This window comes from Enterococcus sp. DIV1307a (genome assembly GCF_050537425.1).
Taxonomy (GTDB): domain Bacteria; phylum Bacillota; class Bacilli; order Lactobacillales; family Enterococcaceae; genus Enterococcus; species Enterococcus faecalis.
In genome coordinates, this window is record NZ_CP172914.1 from 1,686,772 (window position 1) to 1,704,510 (window position 17,739).

Sequence of the window (17,739 nt, forward strand, 5' to 3'; positions counted from 1 at the left end):
AAAATCTAATAATTTGTAGAAAAACAACGCTATTCCAGTATTGTTTCCGCTTTTTTTTGATGAGAAACTCTCTCTTGATATTGGTATTTTCGACCAGATTTGTTTAATAAAACAGTTATTCTTAATTGTTCATTTTTGTATGTATAATCGAGGGTCACTTGCGCGTATACGAGCCTTTCTTCTGTTTTTAACTTTCGTCTATTTTGTTTAACATCTGCAAGAAATAAATGAAGGATACTTTTCCCTGCATAGTATTCCTGGGTAGCTTGCGTAAATTTTTGTGTTAACTGACGTTCTTCTAGTAACTGAAGGGCGAGAAAACTCATCAAATAAACAAAGGCCATGGCCGTGAACAATAAGTTTCCTGAATATTTTTGCCTCATTAAAATTCTCCCTTTATCGGAAAAAAACTATCAAATGTTTTTCCAGAAGTAAAAGTAACTTCCAAAGTAAACGATTGTCCTTCATTTTTAAACTGTCCATTTTTGATACCAATTAACAGCGGTTGATAGCCTTTACCATTGACTCGCTTAATAATTTTATCTTCTTTGATTTGAATTGAAATAGTCTTGTTTGTTTCTGAGTCGAGGAAAGAAATCTCTTGAGCAGAGCCTGTTTGGAAAACGAGCTTTTGACATTCTTTTTCTAATTGAATTAAAAAAATATGCCAGGATTTCGAATCATTGTTTTTCAAATATTGATTTCCGATAAAACTTTGTTGAATCATCAACTGAAACAATTGACACATACAACTTAAAACGACTAGTGCCACTAAACACTCTAACATCGTAAAACCCGCATATTTTTTATTGACCAATCAAAATCGCTCCTCTTGAATCTGTGACTTTTAGTATCCTTCTTCCCTTGTTCTCCATCAAAGAAAATCGGTAAGTTTCTCCTTGATATATCCGCTCTTTGAAACGTAAATCACCCGTCTGCTCTAAAAATAAAATTGCTTCGTATCCTAGACGAGTGCGCGTTAATTCTTGCTCCCGTTGATAATTTTGCTGAATTAATTGTGTAATAGTCAGGGAGAATATCCCTGCTATCACACATACAATACTAAAACTAACGAGACTCTCTAATAAAATAAAACCGCTATAAATAGTTAATTTTCTTCGTATATTTGCCACTCCCCATCTGAAATTCCATAACAATTTAAGGAACAAAAAAATCATACAATACGCATTAAATAGCTGTTTTGTCATTTTTAATAATCTAAGATATGTAAATAATACCGCAAATCTGTGGTAAATTTTGTGGTAAAAATACACCTATGAGTATTTGACATTTTATTGAGTTTAGAATACGGCTAACTGAATTAGTTTGCCTAGAAGGCGACTACGAAAAAAAAGACCTTATTCTTAAAAGAATGGAGGTCTTTTTTGTATTATAATAATAATCACACCAACTGACTTTTAGACTTTTATTTCAATTTTGTAAGTCAATCGTTAGATATATCAATGGATAAGTAGAATATTTCATTCTATTCTCTTTTTGAGGTGAATACAATGAAAAAAATAATTAAACATTTTATGAAACCTGTTGAAGTTTTTGAAACATTAGATGATGATATTGGGATGTTTTTAATCATTTCTATTTGCACAGCTCTGATCTTTACTTTCTTTAGTAAATAAAAAATGTGTTAAATAAATTCTCAGATACTTTCCGCAGTATATCAAATTGGGAAGTCAAAAATATCTAAAAAGAATTGACTTTTCATACAACGTATTTTTATGGACCATACAGGACTCGAACTGCAGTGCAAAAAAATCAAGCTTTTTTAAGCGGCTTATTTCCTAAACTGAACTGGAGATAAGCCGTTTAATTTTTGCTTAATTCTACTATATGCTATACCAGTAAATATATTCGTGCAAACCCTGAATAAATTGTTTAACAAATTCAAACTAAAATAAAAAACTAAAACAAATTACTACAAAGAAATAATGTCCTTTACTAATTTTGCAAATTCAATATCTCCATTAAATGGATGAACATATTTGTAGACTTCCCCGCCATTTTCTAAAAAATAGTTTCTGTTTTCGTGTTCCAATTCTTCTATTGTTTCTAGACAGTCTACAACAAAACCTGGTGCAACAATTAATATATTTTTAATACCTTTTGATGGTAATTTTTTCAAGGTATCATCAGTTGCTGGTTTTAACCATTCAGATGGCCCAAATTTCGATTGATAGGTTTGATAATAACGAATATCTCCTAATTTATCCATTATTAATTTTGTTGTTTTAGTACATTCCTTCGGGTAGTTATCCCCATCTTTTACATAAGACATAGGAATTCCGTGGTATGAAAAAACGATAGCATCTATTGGACTTTCATTCAAAGCTTCATTTATTTTTTTTGAAAAGTAATCTATATACTGTGGATTATTGTAAAATGATCGAATAAATTTAATATCCACTATCCTATCACTTTTTATAAAATAATTCATAACGGAATCAAACACCGATCCTACCGTTGTCCCAGAGTATTGCGGATACATTGGTATGACATTGAGTTCTTCAATCTCTTTTGATAATAATGTATCTAGAGCAGTTTCTATACTCGGTTCACTATATGACATTCCGATTGTAACTTCCACTTCTGGACATATATTTTTCAAATTTTCCATTTGTTTCTCAGTATATTCCAAAAGAGGAAATCCATTTTCAGTACAAATTTTTTGATAGAGTTTTGCTGATTTTTTTGGACGTATATTCAAGATAATACCGTTCAAAATCGGTTTCCAAATTATAGGATGTATTTTTATTACTCTTCTATCTGATAAAAAAGTTTTTAAATACTTCCTTACTTCCGTCTTGGAAGAATCTTTTGGTGTTCCTAAATTCACTAAGAGAATTCCTGTTCTTTTCAAAATAATTCACTACCTGTCTAATTCTATTATCGACCATGATGAATTCGAACCATCGACCGAATAGTCATGAGCCGTTTGCTCTAACCAGCTGAGCTAATGGTCCAAGTAATAACTAGCTTATTGGGGATAAAATAGTTCTTACTAGTTATAGCTTAATATATAACAATTTTACTTTACTGATTTTCAATTTTCAACAAAAAAACGACCACCTTATTGAGAAAAGGCGGTCTGCGTGAAAAAATAAGAGTTTAAATATGTATAGATATTTTACAATATCTATTTTTTGAGTTCAATATTTTTATGTAAAAAAAAGCCGCCTCATTGGGGTAAGGCGACAAGAGGTAGTAATAAAATGAAAAAATAAAATTGTTTGGTAAAGATATTTTACCGCTTTCTTTTTTAAATTTCAAGTTTTCATTTTACAAAACAATTGTATTTTATTTATAATTCAAATATACAATTATAAATAAACACCTACTAAACATACACAACTTGGGGAAGTATTGTGCGTCTTCAGTAGGTGTTTTCTATATACACAAGATAATTTCGTTTTAACTACTATGATAAATTCGAACAATCAACCGAATGATTACGAACCATTTGCTCTAACTAGCTAACAATTTTTAAATAAAAATAACAGATCCTTTAACAAGTAAAGAATATGTTTAGAAAAAAGAGTATGCCATAAATCCTTGTCTTAAGTTTAACACAAAGACCCTAATCTAAACTAGGGTCTTTTTATTGATACATCGATAATAGTTTCTCATAACTAATTACTGTTTTTTCTTTTTTGTTTTTTGGCTTAGAACTGTCTATAATATTAATTACTGCTGAATTAATTAATAAAACAGCTATTATACCACTTCTAATTTCTTTTCTGTAAATAAATGATACTTTCTGTCCTTCTTCAAACTGTTTACTTTTATCTGATGGTATAATTTCTTTCCATTTTCCAAATCCCATATGATGATCTCCTTTCGCTTTCAACATTCAGAGCCTATTAATTTAATCTTATAAAAAAAACGTTCCAATTAAATTGGAACGTTTTACCAAAACCTTTATTATGCTTTAAAAATATTAACAGCTTGCATACCGCGCTGTCCTTCTTCAATATCAAAAGTTACTGCTTGTCCTTCTTCTAATGACTTAAAACCATCCGCTTGAATTGCTGAAAAATGAGCAAATACGTCATTGCCATCTTCACCTGTAATAAATCCAAAACCTTTGTCTGAGTTAAACCACTTTACTGTACCGTTGTTCATATATGTTTCCTCCTTGTGCATACCCTGTATGCGATTTGTTGCAAAAAATGTTTGATAAGCAAAAGGAGAATTATAGTCTTATGTATAGCGCTCTCGTTACATGTCAAAATTGATTACTTATTTATAATACCATACTATTTCCTATAAAGCAAATGAGTGTATTAAAACATGATGGACCAATACTATAAAAAGGTTATAATCCATCTACTCTAGACATGAAATATAAATATACGATACAAAAACCCACTTGCACAATTATGATACAAGGGGCCTGTAGTCTTTTACTACAAGTAATTGCTTTATTATTCTAGCAAATTAGTTTTGTTAATTCAACCAATAAAATTATTCACAACTTATTAACAAAATTGTGTTTGGCTTTAAATTAGAACTGGGATATTAAGGAATATCGCTAAAGTAGCTGTACTACAATTTTCCACTTATTTAAAAGGAAACTGTTCTCAAGTAATAGTAGCTTAGAAATAGGCTAATTCTATTTTTTATTAGGATAAATTCCGTACACATTATCCTTTTCATAAATTCAAGCTTAACCTTATTATAAAAAAAGAAAATCGGTTATGATTAACAAGTAAAATCTAAAAAAACACCTACCGCACAGACAACTGCTTGGGGAAGTACGTGCATCTGTGGTAGGTGTTTTCTTATGTAATACAATAGCTTTAAACTAAGCTACGTATGAGTAAAATTAAAATGCTCCTACCTAAGGACTTGGCATAAGATAGGAGCACCTCTTTTCTAAATCGAAAAGAGTCATAATATGAAAAGGTAACTCTATTGTAAATGAGGTACCTCTAAATTTCAACCGATTTTGCAAAAAATCAATAGCTCAATGTTTGACCAGAATAAATCAAGTTAGGATTTGCTAATCCGTTTAATGCAGCTAAGGTTTGATAAGTCGTACCAAGCTTAGCTGCAATACTTGATAAATTATCACCGTATTGAACTGTGTAAATGTTGCTTACTACTGATCCATTTACTTTCAAAATTTGGCCAGGGTAAATAAGATTTGGATTTGTCAATCCATTTAATGCAGCCAATCTTTGATAGTTTGTTCCGTATTGATAAGCAATGCTTGATAATGTTTCGCCGTATTGTACCACATGAGTCGCTTCTGGTTGTTTATCAGGAACAGTTGCCGCATCTGGCAATAATTCAATATTGCCTTTGCTGATCCATGACAAGATACCTTCAAGCAATACTCTGCTCTCAGTTACTTCTTGTACTTTATAGCTGTTTCCTTTTACCCATTGCGGAATAGCTTCGCCAGTTGCCCAAGCATCAACACTAAATTTCACTTTAACAGTGTCGCCCACTTTAACATCGGAACTTGGCGTATTTTCTACTTCTTTACCTTCCTCAATAGCTGGTGTGTTTGTTGCTGGTTGGTTATTCTTTGTATAACCATTATCAGTAATACCTGTTAAATCAACGTTACCATCTAGCCCTCCTGCAACGTAGGTTGACGTGAACTGAAAAATACCGATATTTTCAAATGAAGGAAAATAATTGTAATTTGGATAAGGTGTCACTTCATAATCTGGATATTCTGCCATCCATAATTGATACTTCTTTGCAATTCGTGATAAATCATAAGATGAAGTAAGATACCCTTTGTATCCGTAAAGCATCGGTGTATATCCAGCCTCTTTGATATAGTCTAACGCCCATAGCGTTACATCCGTCGATTGAACGCCGTCTTCCGCATCTAAGGCGACAATTGATCCCTTTGGTGTTTGAACTTTAGGTAAAAAGTAATCTAATACTTGCTTTGCATTTTCGTAGGTAAGGACGTTTTGCCACCATACATACGTATGCGCTCGTTTACCTTGAGCAATCGTACTAGCTACTTGACTAGAATAAGTAACTTGATCATAAATCCCATAGTTGTTTTGCCCACCAATTTGTGAAATTGAGAATTTATCATGTGCATAACCAAATGTTGCTTGATACCCATTCCAAATAGACAAATCAACGCCTTGGTCTCCTTTTGCAGCAAATGTGCTAATTGGTGATACAAAAAATAAGACTACCAGTAACGTTGCCAATAGTTTCTTTTTCATTTATTTATCTCCTTTCCTATCTGATAATCCAGGTGTTGTGGGATCTGTCACAATACCTAGAATAGTTAGCACAACAAATAATGCATTAACAACATCTAACAGTTGCTTATTAATCATTTCAATTTGAAATTTATATCCAAAAGGAACTGCTACTACTTGAATTAATAATAGAACTGCTGGAATAATCGAAAGCCAAAATTGTTTGTTCTTTATTCTTGATTTCCAATTAATCATTTTTATTTCCTCCAATCCCTCTAAAGAGGGTTTTATTTTGCTCTTCCAATCGGCTAATGCGTATTTCATGGTTATTTAAACGTTCAACAGCTTCCTTTAGTTCTTTCATGCTATCTTCTAATTGAGAAAAGACATGATAAAATTTCATTAATGCGAAAATAATTCCCCCTAAGAATGTAATCACTGCTAACCATTGTTCTACTGTTAAGTTCATCCTGCACCTACTTTCTACTTACAAGAAAAACCGCTTAGCTTTCGCTAAACGGTTCTCCACAAATTTTTGTATATTCTTCTTTTGTTAAGCAATTCATATTCACGTAATCTACTAAATCTTGTTTTGTATAACAATTCCAATCATACAACTGTTTAATATTATCGAAACCTGGAAAAGCATTCGTTTTCATCTTATTCCGCTCCTTTCGTAAGTTCAGCGACTTGTTTCATCAATTCGCCAGTCATTCTTTGTGTTTGTTGAATAACTTGATTCTGCTGAGAAACTTGCTTCATTAATTCCGCATTTTGCTTTTGTAAAAGTTCCAATTCCGTAGGTGGCGTTGGCTCTGGTTCTGGCACATTATCAGGATCGTATATTAAGCTTGTTCCGTCCCAGCGATAATTAAAAAAATCTGTTGGCTCTTTTTCTACTTCAAGTTCAATTTTATTCGGTTGTTCCATTGTGGAATATCCGTCTAAATAACCTTGAATATCATCAATCCAAATTTTCATGTTCTCTTTCCTCCTAGTATTCATAAATCGCACTTAACGCAAACATTTTACTGCCTGAACCAGCCGTATCACTAGAAGAGGCATTTAAGTCGTTTCCAGTAATTTTAGTATCCTTAATATATAAATATTTCCGTACTAAATTAGTATAGTATCCATGTAAAAGGAAAATAACTCCCCCAGAACCTGGATTCTGCGCATGCTGTTTAGGCACTAAGAAAAAGTGATAACACGCACCGTTCAAAGCTCCTTCTTTGGTATATTCTTGCCATTGTAAAATCCAACCATTCTCACACTGTGAAAGAGACTTAGAAGGTACTTGCCCATTTCCTGCAGCTCCGCCATACCATGCACCTGTCCACAACGGTTCTTTTTTGGTAATTTTTTGATATGCTTTGTCCGCATCTATTTTTTTTATATAAGATTCAAGCCCATCAATTGCGGCAGTATGTGTTTTAAGATAGACTGTTTTTCCTTTTTCTTTTAATTGAACAATATCTGTTGTCATTACACTTCCCCTACCTTTTCAAACGTAATTGCTGGCAATCCATCTAGCTTTGTTTTATCTTCTTTAGACATCAAGCCATTTTTTATTGAGGTTGCAACGTCTGTCGTTGTTGCATTTTGCCCTGCTGGACCTTGCGGACCAACGTCTCCTTTATCTCCTTTTGGACCTTGTGGACCTGGGTCTCCCTTTTCACCTTTCAATACTTCTGGTTTCCCTTCCACAGCATTCCAATGTGTTTGAGGAAATACCTGTGTTCCTCCTTGTTTTACTTTAACAATATCTGTCATTCAACTTCCCCTACTCTCTCAAACGTAATATCAGGTATTCTGTCAATGGCTTCTTGAACTTTTTGGTCAACATATTGTTGATTCACTCCGCCGCCATCGCCACCACCAGTTGCTGAAATAACACCATCTTCTGAAATAGAAATATTCGCTCCAGCAGTATAACCTTTCAACTCTTCCAGTTTCGATTTTAGTTCAGTGGTGAAATTTTGATCTGTTTGCTTTACCGCAGACAACGTTCCGTCTTCTGTAATTTCTAACAGTTGGCCAACCTTTATTCCGCCCAGTTCATCTGCGGTAGCGATTGGAAGAATGTACACGCCTCCCTCGCCATTTGACAACCGTTGAAACATTTCAGCAGTGATAATACCGTCTGTTTCTTCTGTCGCATAAGGAAGTTCTGTCAGTGCATTTTCTAAGCCTAGATCTGCTTTAGTGATAATTACTGCCCCAGTATATCCATTAACAGATAATACTTTTGATTGACCCGCAATAATTTTTTCTAATCCTCGAACAGCGGATGCATGTGTAATAGGATAAAACTGACGTTCCACGCCATTTTCATCGGTTTCCATCATTCGTTTTGCTTTAACCACTTATTTCACCCACTTTTTCAAACACATAAGCGTTCTGTTTTGTATCATCAACTGTTGCGATAACCAATGCCCCATCGATCGCAGGATAATCAACTGTTCCAACAATTTCTGTTTCATGATTCAGTGAAAAAGCATCATCTTGTAAAATAATCAAGTCACTTATTTCGCCATATTCTAACGTATATAAGCGTTTCTCTAATTTCTGATACAAATATTCCATATCTGCCAATAAACGTTCAGAAATTGAATTATGGCGCACTCCTTGAATGTCTACACGTGCATCCATTAGCTCGGCTAACATCGTACCGCCAGGATCAATCGTTTTTAAAATATCTTTGATTGATTCGAACCATGAAGTGAAATCTGTTTTTTGCGCATCTCGCCACGCTTCGAACTCTTCTTTTCTAGCATTCATCCAATCAGTAAAATCACCCTTATTTTCGTTGATAAAAGCGTTCATGTCCGCGATTAAATCTTCAATGGACTGCCAATAAGAACCCATTTCACCTTCTGTTTTCGAAGCAGCATTCACTACAAAGTAAGAAAAGTTTTGCGTTGCACCAATCAGGTTATCACCTTTATGAATACTGAAATATGCTTCTTGTCTGTGTAACGACTGCATAGAATATTCATCAAAGGTATACTGAATAATCCCTTTTTTGGCATTCACAATTTTTGCTGAACGTTGAATCGGATATTTATTATCAATAACCGATTCAAAAAAAACTTCGCAACCTGTTAAATCAAGTGGCAAAGCATTTTCAACTAGTATGGCTTCTAAGACTTCTGTGTTTCGATTTCCTTGTCGTACATTCTGAATCCCAATGTAATTGTAAGGTTCAGTTGTACTTAGCGTTGCTTGCCATTTAACCATTGAAAAATCCTCCTTTCGTTATTTTGGTGGAATAACAATCGATTGAATAGAATTAGCAAAATATAATCGGTCATATTTTGCGACAATTTGCCCTTGCTCGGCGTTCTGTTCTATGGTTTGGATACGTCCGTTATTTAAGCCGTAAATCACGCCCGTGTGACCATATGTTGGGTCTACTGTCCAACCTGTTCCCCATTGGCCACCTCGTCTAATATTGACGATTGCTCCTACCACTAAATCTTGATACGTTGGATTTTGGATTACTCGCCAACCTACCGCATTCCAACCATATGCTTCACCAATATCTGCAGCAGATGATGTATCACCAATTACATGTGAAAAGCCATAAATTGTTCCTGCACCTAAACCACAGCCGCCCATAAAACCAGAATATTCGGCTGGAACGGCATAACATTGCCCATTACCAAGCCATTTGCCCATTAAGGTCTCCAAATGTTCTATGCCAGCTTTTCCTGTTGCAGTAGAAGCTTTCAAATCTTTGAATTTGTCATACCATACTTGTGCATAGGTTTGTCTTTCTGGATGTGCTGCAGCTGGACGTTCAAAGTTTAATTCAAACGCATAAGCAGCTGTTTTAGGCGAGCTGACAACTTTAAATTCATCAACTGTTAATGGACTTACTTGTCCTAACCATTGCCCATTGAACATACACCAATTAATTAATTGAGCTTGGGCTAATGACGTCCTATAGTCTTGTTTGATACCTGCAGCTGCGATTAAGCGTTGTACATATTCTCGGCCATTCCAAGTTGGTGCGCCTACCAATGGATATGCTGAACCGTCCCATTGAACCCATCCGTAAGCTGGACCGCCTATTTGTTCGGTATCTGGGTTCATACTTGGACCAACTTCTCCTTGTACATTTCCAAGGATACCTGCAGCAGCTGCTTTGCTGTATCCGTTAGCTAATAGGTAACTCCATAAGTCCCAAGCAAATTTATCTGCATCGCTTGTAACTTCTGATGGATAACCACCTGTTCCAGCTCCAGAACCGCCACCACCATTTTGACCAGGTATAACTTCTTTGCCGCCCACAATCAATCGATCAACTGTCAGAATTGCTTTACTTCCATTTGGACCAAAAAAGTTAAAATTATTTCCAACAAAAAACTGTGTAGGACCAGTAATTAAATGTCCTGTGCCTGATTGGTTAGACAAACCAATAATTTTTTGGGGATTATCTGCGACTAATAGTAATGAATTCCCATCAGAAACTACAGGATTTCCATTTTTATCTACTAACCCTGGAAAAGGATTTCCCCTTGTTCCCATCGTGCCAACGTGACTATTACCATTCCAAAACTCCATCCCTTTTTTAGTTAATTCCATGATTTTTTTCTTATTATTCCAAGCTTGTAAAGTACCGTTTACCATACGTAAAATATCTCCACAGCTATTAAATGATGTTTCAAAAATATTAGATTTTATTTTGCCAGCTCCTATAAAGTCCGCATTCAATACTCCATTAATTCCCCACGCATTTTTAAATGGACCTTTCCAACCAGTTCTTGAGAATCCAATTCCTTTGTTATTAATTGCAATCACATCTTTTGCAGTATCCGTGGATTCCGTATCTAAGTAATAATGGGTATTAGGTCGATTTTTAGGATATTGAAGTATACTTCCACCTTCAACACCGTTAATCAAATTAGTAATATAATCTACAAAATCACTCATATACTCTTTTTTTGTCAATGTTTTTATAGCTTCTTGAAAGTCTTGGCTTTGCTGTTTATAAAAAGCAACTTGGATATCTCCCGCAGTGATTTTTATTGTTTTTTCTGCTAAAGCATCATAGACAATTCCTGTAACTTTCGTTTGAATGTCAATATCATAAAGCTTGTGGTATACAGTGAATGTATCGAATAAATTATAGTTACGCATCTTAGCAAATTCTTTTGCTTCTTCTGAATCTGTAAGTTTCTCAATTTCTAATTCAATAGAAACTTTAGGCTTATCACTTCCTGGATATAATGTAGTGAAGTATTTACTTGCCACTTTATTTAAGCTAGCTATATCTTTTACTCCTTGATCTTCAGTAAACTGAATGTATTGAGCGTAAACATCAGGATACTTACTGATATATTCGCTTTTAACTGCATTTCCATAAATCCGTTGAGAAGTTCCGTCTGCTCCACTTTGAAGCTCTGCAAATGGCAAAACTTTAGTAACAATTGATTGCCAATCAAATTTAATGGTTAATCCTTTTAAATCTTTACCATAACGAACAGTTCCAACGTTATCTCGTCCTCTACGCCTTAGCAAAGATAATTTAAAAGGCTCTCGTTTTATTTCTCCGCCCCAGTATTGAAGTAGAGAACCTTGTTCCCCTGCAATACAATTCAATACATTTCTAGCTTCAAATGTAGTGCTAGAAGCTGTATTTATATCAGAATATAGTTTGATATCACAAGGTTCGTCCATGTTCTGTTCGATTAATTTCATTGCTTCTGCACCATTACGATTATCAACTGTTACTAGCCTCACTTGTCTGTTTCCTAGCTTATAAGTACGAGATTGGGCATAAATAACAATGCTATTAGTAAAAGTATCTTTAAACGTTTGTTTGATCTCAAAAATGTGGTATTCTTCTAAGTCATTTGGCTTTGCTTTAATTTGATAGCCATTTTCGAAATAATCACTAAATCTGCTAATCGCTGGATAGTCCATTTCTAGTTCATATTTTCCGTTTGCTTCTTCAGTGATTTCGCAACGTGTCGCATCAACAAGACGTCCTAATCCATTTGTTGAAAAATCTTTTTCTCCAGGTTTAAAAATAACTGGAATCAAACCTTTCGCCTCCAATTCGGCTGAACCTTAAACTCTGTTACTTTACCAGTCCAGCGAAAATTATTCTCTCCACATTTTAAAATCGGATAATCTTTAAAAAGTGTTTTATGATCCAAGATTTCAAATGCTCCGCCTGATTTTCTATAAGCTTCTTGTTTTTCTGAATCTATAATGATGTCACCGTTAATTGCTTTTAATGAATATGATTGATTATTGATAAAAAAAGAAATATCCCCAGACCCCAAAATCTGAATAATGGGTTCTGAAGGATATTTTTCTGTATTGATTAACTGATTAGGATTACTTATCCAATATTGGCCAATACGATTTTTCTTAAAAGGTCGGATACTTACAGTAAATTCAAAAGGAATTAAAAACCCGCTTTTTCTTGTTCCTGTAAATTTTGGTGGACTCGTTACAATCGCCTGATAAATATAATGCTCATCAAAATAGACAATAAAATCAGAATAGTTTCCCATATCGAGCCAAAAGGAAATTTCATCTTCTAAAAAAGAAACTTCTTGTAAAGTATTTGCTTTCGCATAGCATGTAATGGTACGTTCTACATTTTTATAATATGCAAAATCAACGGCTATTGAATCATTACCCATTCGCTCCCTAAGCTCTACCACACGTCCTGCAGAAAGTCGTTCAGGTCTTTCTCTCATAAATACATTGAATTCAGAACTATGTTTTCCATTAAGAAAAAACTGTCCTCTTTTAAATTCCACCAAAAGCACCCCCCGTTGCATCACTATCTCTATTTTTAACAATTTGAATATACTTAACGAGGTCTTTAGCCATATCCATTAATTGTTTTTCATTTAATTTTCCCATAGCTTGTATATTGATATTGAAAGTATCACCGCCAATATTAGTCGTAGCATTACCTTTATTTTTAGCTAAGCTTTCTGTTTGAGCTCCTTGTTGGTTGATATATCTGCCAGTAGTAGAAAAATTTGGTAACTCTGTTGGTAAATCGGTCATTTTTTTCACTGATTTGTCAAGCGTTCCTTTTTCTTGGTCAATACCAGCTACAACACCTAATACAATATTTTTACCAATCATATCCCGCATCCATCTTGAAGGTGAATGAATGCCTAAAGCACCTTTGATTTCTTCTTTAATATTACCAGCAACTTCTTTAATTTTTTTATTCACAGCACCAATCATTGAACCAATACCGTTAACTAATCCTTGGATAATATTTTTACCAATTTCAAATAAATCGATATGGCGCATATCATTAAAGGTTTGCTTCACATTTTCAACTGTATCACTAACGCTTCTTTTAAGATTATTCCACGCATTTTTAGCACCTTGTACCAAATTGTTGAAAATATTAATTGTTCCCTGTTTTAAGTTTTCCCAACCGTTAATGATGCCGTCTTTTATACCTGTCACAAGATCAACAATCCACTGTTTAAAATTATTCCAGGTATCTTTTGACCATTGAACAGTTGCGTTAAATGTATCAACTGTGCCTTGTTTTAAGTTATTCCAACCATCAATTACACCATTTTTAATGTTTTCTACTGTTTCAAAGAACCAAGTTTTCAAACTTTCCCATATTCTAATTGCTTCAAATTTAATATTTATCCACGTTTCGATGATAGAATATTTAATTTCAATCCAAACGTTGATCGCTCCATATTTAATGTCAATCCAGAGTAAGGTGAAAAATAACTTCACATCAATCCAAATCTTTTTAATTGTCAACATCAATCCATTAAAAATAGAAGTGACTGAATAGGAAATAGCTGTAACAGTGTTATAAAAGATATTTTTAATCCCGAACCAAATAGTCTGAGCAGCTTCAGCAATATTATCCCAAACGGCAATCATGTTTTCTTTTGCCTCTTCCCATCCACCTGTGATCATTGATGTAATGAAAAGAATTGGAGCTAATAGAACATTTTTTAGAATGGTGACGACATTTTCAGCGATTATTTTGATATTTTCAATGTTCGCTTTCATAGCGTTAACAACCATTTTAAACGCATTTTTGATTCCTGTTACATATGGACCAATATATTTCCAGACAAAATCAAATGCTGTTGTGAAAACATCTGATATTGATTTTCCAACACCCTTAAACCAATCTTTCACATTATCAAAGCCATTTTTAAAACTTTCTCCAACACTTTTAGCACTGTCAGCAGCACTTTGTTTAATATTTTCCCATGTATTTTTTGAGCCTTCTTTTGTTGAATTCCAAAGTCCACTGAAAAATTCCTTGGTACCGTTCCACTTATTTTTAACCCAGTCGGCTGCATTTCCAGGTACTTCTTTCATCCATGTGCCAGCATTCGAAAAAGCCTCTTTTGTGCCATCCCACATGTTACTGAAAAATTTCATTGTGGAATCCCAAGCTTTCACAACTGTTTCTGCAGCACTAGAAATAAATTCTTGTATATTTTTCCAAATATTTTTAACAGCATCCCTAAACCCTTCGTTAGTCTTCCAAAGATAAATAAATCCTGTAACTAAACCTACAACTGCAGCTAAAATAGCGACAAATGGATTCGCCAACATAGTTGAATTAAGTATCGCTTGCGCAATTGATAATCCTTCTGTTGCTTTTTGCCAAGCCGTGAATGCTGCACTTACTTTTTTAGCAAGCATCAACGTTCCAATACTGCCAGCTAAACCTGCAAGCAATGGAGCATAAGGTTTTAACGTATCATACAATGTTTTGGCTGTTTTAATCATTGGCGGAATCATCTCGGCAAATTTAGATAAAGCTGCTTCCATTTTTGCCCCTTTGTCAGCAATGATTTCACTAATACTTCCAAAACCTGCACTTTTTAAGCCTTCGTCAATTTTAGTTACAACGTTAGCCACACCACGAACGATTGCAGTCTTCATGTTAGCTAAACCTGTTTTAATACCAGCGGTAGAATCTTTAGCAATCTGTTCTAATGATTTAAGACCGCCACCGCCTTCTTTATTTAATTTGATTAAAGCATCTTGAAATTCTTCAACTGAAATTGAGCCATCAGAAAGCCCTGCTTTCATCTGTCCAGCTGTTAATCCCATCTGTTTTGCTAAAGCGTTTAATGCTGGTCCTAAACCACTATTAATCATTGAATTCCAAGTTTCAGCATCTACTTTACCATTTGAGAACGATTGGGACAGCTGGATAATAGCATTTTCTACCATTTCAGCAGAACCACCAAAACCGAGGATACCGTTATTTAAAGCTGCGAAAATCTGTTCTGATTTACCTAAATCATTTGTTGATGAAGCGATTAATTGAACACCTTTAATAGCGCTATCTAACGGCGTAGGCAGCCCTTGGATACTTTTCTTTAAGCTATCCATTGTTTTAGATGTTTCACCAGCTGAAAAGCCCATATTTTCAAACACACGATTTGCGTTATTTAACGTATCTACACGATTAATGGCCCCGTCGATGTTGCTGGTAATCAATCCAATACCTTTAGAGATAATTTTAGTTGCTCCGCTAGCTAAAAAGTTACCAACAAAAGACGTCCATATGCTCCCAAGAGATCGGCCGCCTTTTTGTCCTGTTCTATCAACTTCAACATCAAAGCCTTGTAACTTTTTTACTGCTGAATTTAATCCTTGTGAAAAGCCAGATTCATCCAGTATCATTTTTAAGACTAAGTCTTCATTGTTCAAAAAGTACCCCCTCCCTCTTAGAACATAGTATTTTCATCAAGATATTTGATATTTTCAAATTCGTCTACAGCATCTTTAAATGCATAAATTTTCAAAAGCTCGTTTAAATCTGTGTTTTCGATCTCATTTAAAGTCCACCCATTCTCAAGAAGCGAACTTTTTAGTTCTGCTTCTCGATATTGTGGCGTGTACTTAAAATGAGGATGATATAAAAGTTCCGTTACTTTTTTTTCTGTTCAGAATAAATTGCATCATAACCAGAAGTAACAGAACCTAACAATTGAGCTGTAATTTTCAATAATTCACGAGCATCCATACCGTCAATATATTCTTGTCCAGTAAACTGTTTTTCAAAAATAACGTCAGCAATAAAGTCATAGCATTCTCTTAAAATAGGACGAATTGCTTCCATATCATTTGTTTTTGTTGCTTCTTCTAACCTGATTTGTAAATCCGTACCTGTATCCATGACTGAACCTGGTAAAAATTCTGCCGACGTGAATTGTTTTGTAGTATATTTGCTTCCATCTTTAATCATTAATTTAATTTTTTGTTGAAATTTACTTGCCATTTTAATTCCTCCATATAAAATAGGACGACAAGGTCGTCCTAAACTGTTATTTTTAATCTGCTGTTGTTACATTTAATGTACATTTTGCGGTAAAGTTACCATCTTCTGTTGTGACTACGATTTCCGTTGTCCCTTCTCCTACAGCAGTAACCTTCCCTTGAATTGGTGTTACAGTTCCAATAGCCTCACTTTCTGAACAGAACTGATATTTTTTATTTGAGGCGTTATCTGGTGTAATTGTCGGTGTTAAGGTTGCTGTTTGGCCAACTTTTAAATTTAACTCTGTTTGGTCTAAAGTTACACCAGTAACAGCAGTAGTATTTTCTTTACGTGGATCCATTACCTCAGTAAACCAGTTTTTAATCATCTCTAAGTCGACACCTTCATCGTCTTCATCCACGGAATACATATAACCCAACCCTGGAACATCAACGAAAGACCCCGTCCATTCTGGATGAGTATAAGATACTGAACTTCCTTCTAATGTAGATGTTTCATCAGATGTTAAAGCAAATTTTCCTTTATAGAAAATCGTATAGCGATATTTACCGTTCGATTTTCGGCGACGGTAAGCAAATGCTCCATCTGATGCAATATCATCCGCAGACCGCAATACGCCACCCTTTAATTTTTTTCCCCCTGTAATTTCAGCTAAAACTTCATTTTGGTAGCCGTTTGTTTCTAAAGTAACTTCTGCACCACCAAATGCAACATACTGATCTTGAACTACACTATCGCCATAGTCAGGCGTTGTTTCTGTTGTAACATCTGGTTTGATACTGACAGCAGTACCGATTGTAATTGGCGTTCCGTAAACTGGAAAAGCGCCCGTTTCGTCTGTTAGTGGGAACCACGTTGGCTTCTCTACAGAAATGACACTTACATTTTTCTTTTTTGCCATCTATTTTTCACTCCATTCAATTAATTGTGGGAACGCAACATTAAAATTGATATGTTGAATTCCGTCTGTTTTAAACGTTTGATAATCTTCTGGAAACAATTCATTTCCGTCCAAATTCAACACATTAAAAAAAGCCCCACAGCTTTCTGTTAGGCTTGTTACTAATTGTTTATCTTTCTTACTATCAACCAGTGCAATATCAACATTGTATGCTTTATTTTGAACGTTTTGACCTACATTATCAGTCAGACTCTCTTCAAGACTTAACACAAAATAAAACGGTTCTGACGATTGCATTACATCATCAAGATAGATAGGCGCATTCGAGAACTGTTTTATTGTGTCAGTAAGCATTTTTAAAATTTTATCGTACATAT

General features: G+C 34.5%; 21 protein-coding genes and 1 tRNA gene. All 22 read right to left on the reverse strand.

Going from position 1 to position 17,739, the window contains the following annotated elements:
* Nucleotides 1-29 precede the first annotated feature (29 nt).
* The 22 genes from comGG to IGL90_RS08310 all read right to left on the reverse strand — a co-directional run bounded on the left by comGG (nt 30) and on the right by IGL90_RS08310 (nt 17,737).
* Nucleotides 30-383, reverse strand: coding sequence for a competence type IV pilus minor pilin ComGG (comGG, locus tag IGL90_RS08205; protein ID WP_002360027.1), 354 nt, complete (start codon nt 381-383; stop codon nt 30-32).
* On the reverse strand, nt 383-817 hold the full coding sequence (gene comGF, locus IGL90_RS08210) for a competence type IV pilus minor pilin ComGF (RefSeq protein ID WP_002357060.1): 435 nt from the start codon (nt 815-817) through the stop codon (nt 383-385). The genes comGG and comGF overlap by 1 nt, the downstream gene beginning before the upstream one ends.
* Entirely contained in the window at nt 807-1,208 is a 402-nt protein-coding gene (locus IGL90_RS08215) for a type II secretion system protein (RefSeq protein ID WP_236545681.1), read from the reverse strand. The genes comGF and IGL90_RS08215 overlap by 11 nt, the downstream gene beginning before the upstream one ends.
* Nucleotides 1,209-1,933: 725 nt before the next feature.
* Nucleotides 1,934-2,875, reverse strand: a complete 942-nt coding sequence (gene hemH / locus IGL90_RS08220; protein ID WP_002364185.1) for a ferrochelatase — start codon at nt 2,873-2,875, stop codon at nt 1,934-1,936.
* 29 nt (nt 2,876-2,904) lie between these two features.
* A tRNA-Ile gene (locus tag IGL90_RS08225) sits at nt 2,905-2,978 on the reverse strand.
* A 635-nt stretch (nt 2,979-3,613) separates the two neighbouring features.
* Complete coding sequence (locus IGL90_RS08230; protein ID WP_002357054.1) at nt 3,614-3,865, reverse strand: hypothetical protein; 252 nt, start codon at nt 3,863-3,865, stop codon at nt 3,614-3,616.
* A 71-nt stretch (nt 3,866-3,936) separates the two neighbouring features.
* Nucleotides 3,937-4,137 carry a cold-shock protein gene (locus IGL90_RS08235; RefSeq protein ID WP_002357053.1) on the reverse strand — a complete coding sequence of 67 codons (201 nt, stop codon included), beginning with the start codon at nt 4,135-4,137 and terminating at the stop codon, nt 3,937-3,939.
* Nucleotides 4,138-4,973: 836 nt separating this feature from the next.
* Nucleotides 4,974-6,215: a LysM peptidoglycan-binding domain-containing protein gene (locus tag IGL90_RS08240; RefSeq protein WP_002370962.1), complete on the reverse strand. Its 1,242-nt coding sequence runs from the start codon at nt 6,213-6,215 to the stop codon at nt 4,974-4,976.
* A complete protein-coding gene (locus IGL90_RS08245; protein ID WP_002384371.1) occupies nt 6,216-6,449 on the reverse strand; it encodes a phage holin in 234 nt (77 codons plus the stop codon).
* Nucleotides 6,442-6,663, reverse strand: a complete 222-nt coding sequence (locus tag IGL90_RS08250) for a hypothetical protein (RefSeq protein WP_002364191.1) — start codon at nt 6,661-6,663, stop codon at nt 6,442-6,444. The genes IGL90_RS08245 and IGL90_RS08250 overlap by 8 nt, the downstream gene beginning before the upstream one ends.
* A gap of 34 nt (nt 6,664-6,697) precedes the next feature.
* Entirely contained in the window at nt 6,698-6,853 is a 156-nt protein-coding gene (locus tag IGL90_RS08255; RefSeq protein WP_002364192.1) for an XkdX family protein, read from the reverse strand.
* A 1-nt stretch (nt 6,854) separates the two neighbouring features.
* A complete protein-coding gene (locus IGL90_RS08260; protein WP_002389262.1) occupies nt 6,855-7,175 on the reverse strand; it encodes a hypothetical protein in 321 nt (106 codons plus the stop codon).
* A gap of 13 nt (nt 7,176-7,188) precedes the next feature.
* Nucleotides 7,189-7,680 carry a hypothetical protein gene (locus IGL90_RS08265; RefSeq protein WP_048737440.1) on the reverse strand — a complete coding sequence of 164 codons (492 nt, stop codon included), beginning with the start codon at nt 7,678-7,680 and terminating at the stop codon, nt 7,189-7,191.
* Complete coding sequence (locus IGL90_RS08270) at nt 7,680-7,967, reverse strand: collagen-like protein (RefSeq protein ID WP_002357046.1); 288 nt, start codon at nt 7,965-7,967, stop codon at nt 7,680-7,682. Before IGL90_RS08270 ends, IGL90_RS08265 begins: the two co-directional genes overlap by 1 nt.
* A complete protein-coding gene (locus tag IGL90_RS08275; RefSeq protein WP_002357045.1) occupies nt 7,964-8,560 on the reverse strand; it encodes a hypothetical protein in 597 nt (198 codons plus the stop codon). Before IGL90_RS08275 ends, IGL90_RS08270 begins: the two co-directional genes overlap by 4 nt.
* On the reverse strand, nt 8,553-9,434 hold the full coding sequence (locus IGL90_RS08280; RefSeq protein WP_002387290.1) for a phage baseplate upper protein: 882 nt from the start codon (nt 9,432-9,434) through the stop codon (nt 8,553-8,555). Before IGL90_RS08280 ends, IGL90_RS08275 begins: the two co-directional genes overlap by 8 nt.
* Before the next feature lie 18 nt (nt 9,435-9,452).
* Nucleotides 9,453-12,260 (reverse strand): phage tail spike protein, encoded by a 2,808-nt coding sequence (locus IGL90_RS08285; protein ID WP_048737442.1) that lies wholly within the window; start codon nt 12,258-12,260, stop codon nt 9,453-9,455.
* The gene (locus IGL90_RS08290) at nt 12,242-12,976 is read right to left on the reverse strand and encodes a tail protein (RefSeq protein ID WP_002403868.1); all 735 of its coding nucleotides are present in this window, start codon (nt 12,974-12,976) and stop codon (nt 12,242-12,244) included. Before IGL90_RS08290 ends, IGL90_RS08285 begins: the two co-directional genes overlap by 19 nt.
* A complete protein-coding gene (locus IGL90_RS08295; protein ID WP_048737474.1) occupies nt 12,966-15,863 on the reverse strand; it encodes a tape measure protein in 2,898 nt (965 codons plus the stop codon). Before IGL90_RS08295 ends, IGL90_RS08290 begins: the two co-directional genes overlap by 11 nt.
* Before the next feature lie 247 nt (nt 15,864-16,110).
* Entirely contained in the window at nt 16,111-16,461 is a 351-nt protein-coding gene (gpG, locus tag IGL90_RS08300; RefSeq protein ID WP_002357039.1) for a phage tail assembly chaperone G, read from the reverse strand.
* 52 nt (nt 16,462-16,513) lie between these two features.
* Nucleotides 16,514-17,362, reverse strand: coding sequence for a major tail protein (locus tag IGL90_RS08305; RefSeq protein ID WP_048737447.1), 849 nt, complete (start codon nt 17,360-17,362; stop codon nt 16,514-16,516).
* Nucleotides 17,363-17,737: a phage tail terminator family protein gene (locus tag IGL90_RS08310; RefSeq protein ID WP_002357037.1), complete on the reverse strand. Its 375-nt coding sequence runs from the start codon at nt 17,735-17,737 to the stop codon at nt 17,363-17,365.
* Nucleotides 17,738-17,739 lie beyond the last annotated feature (2 nt).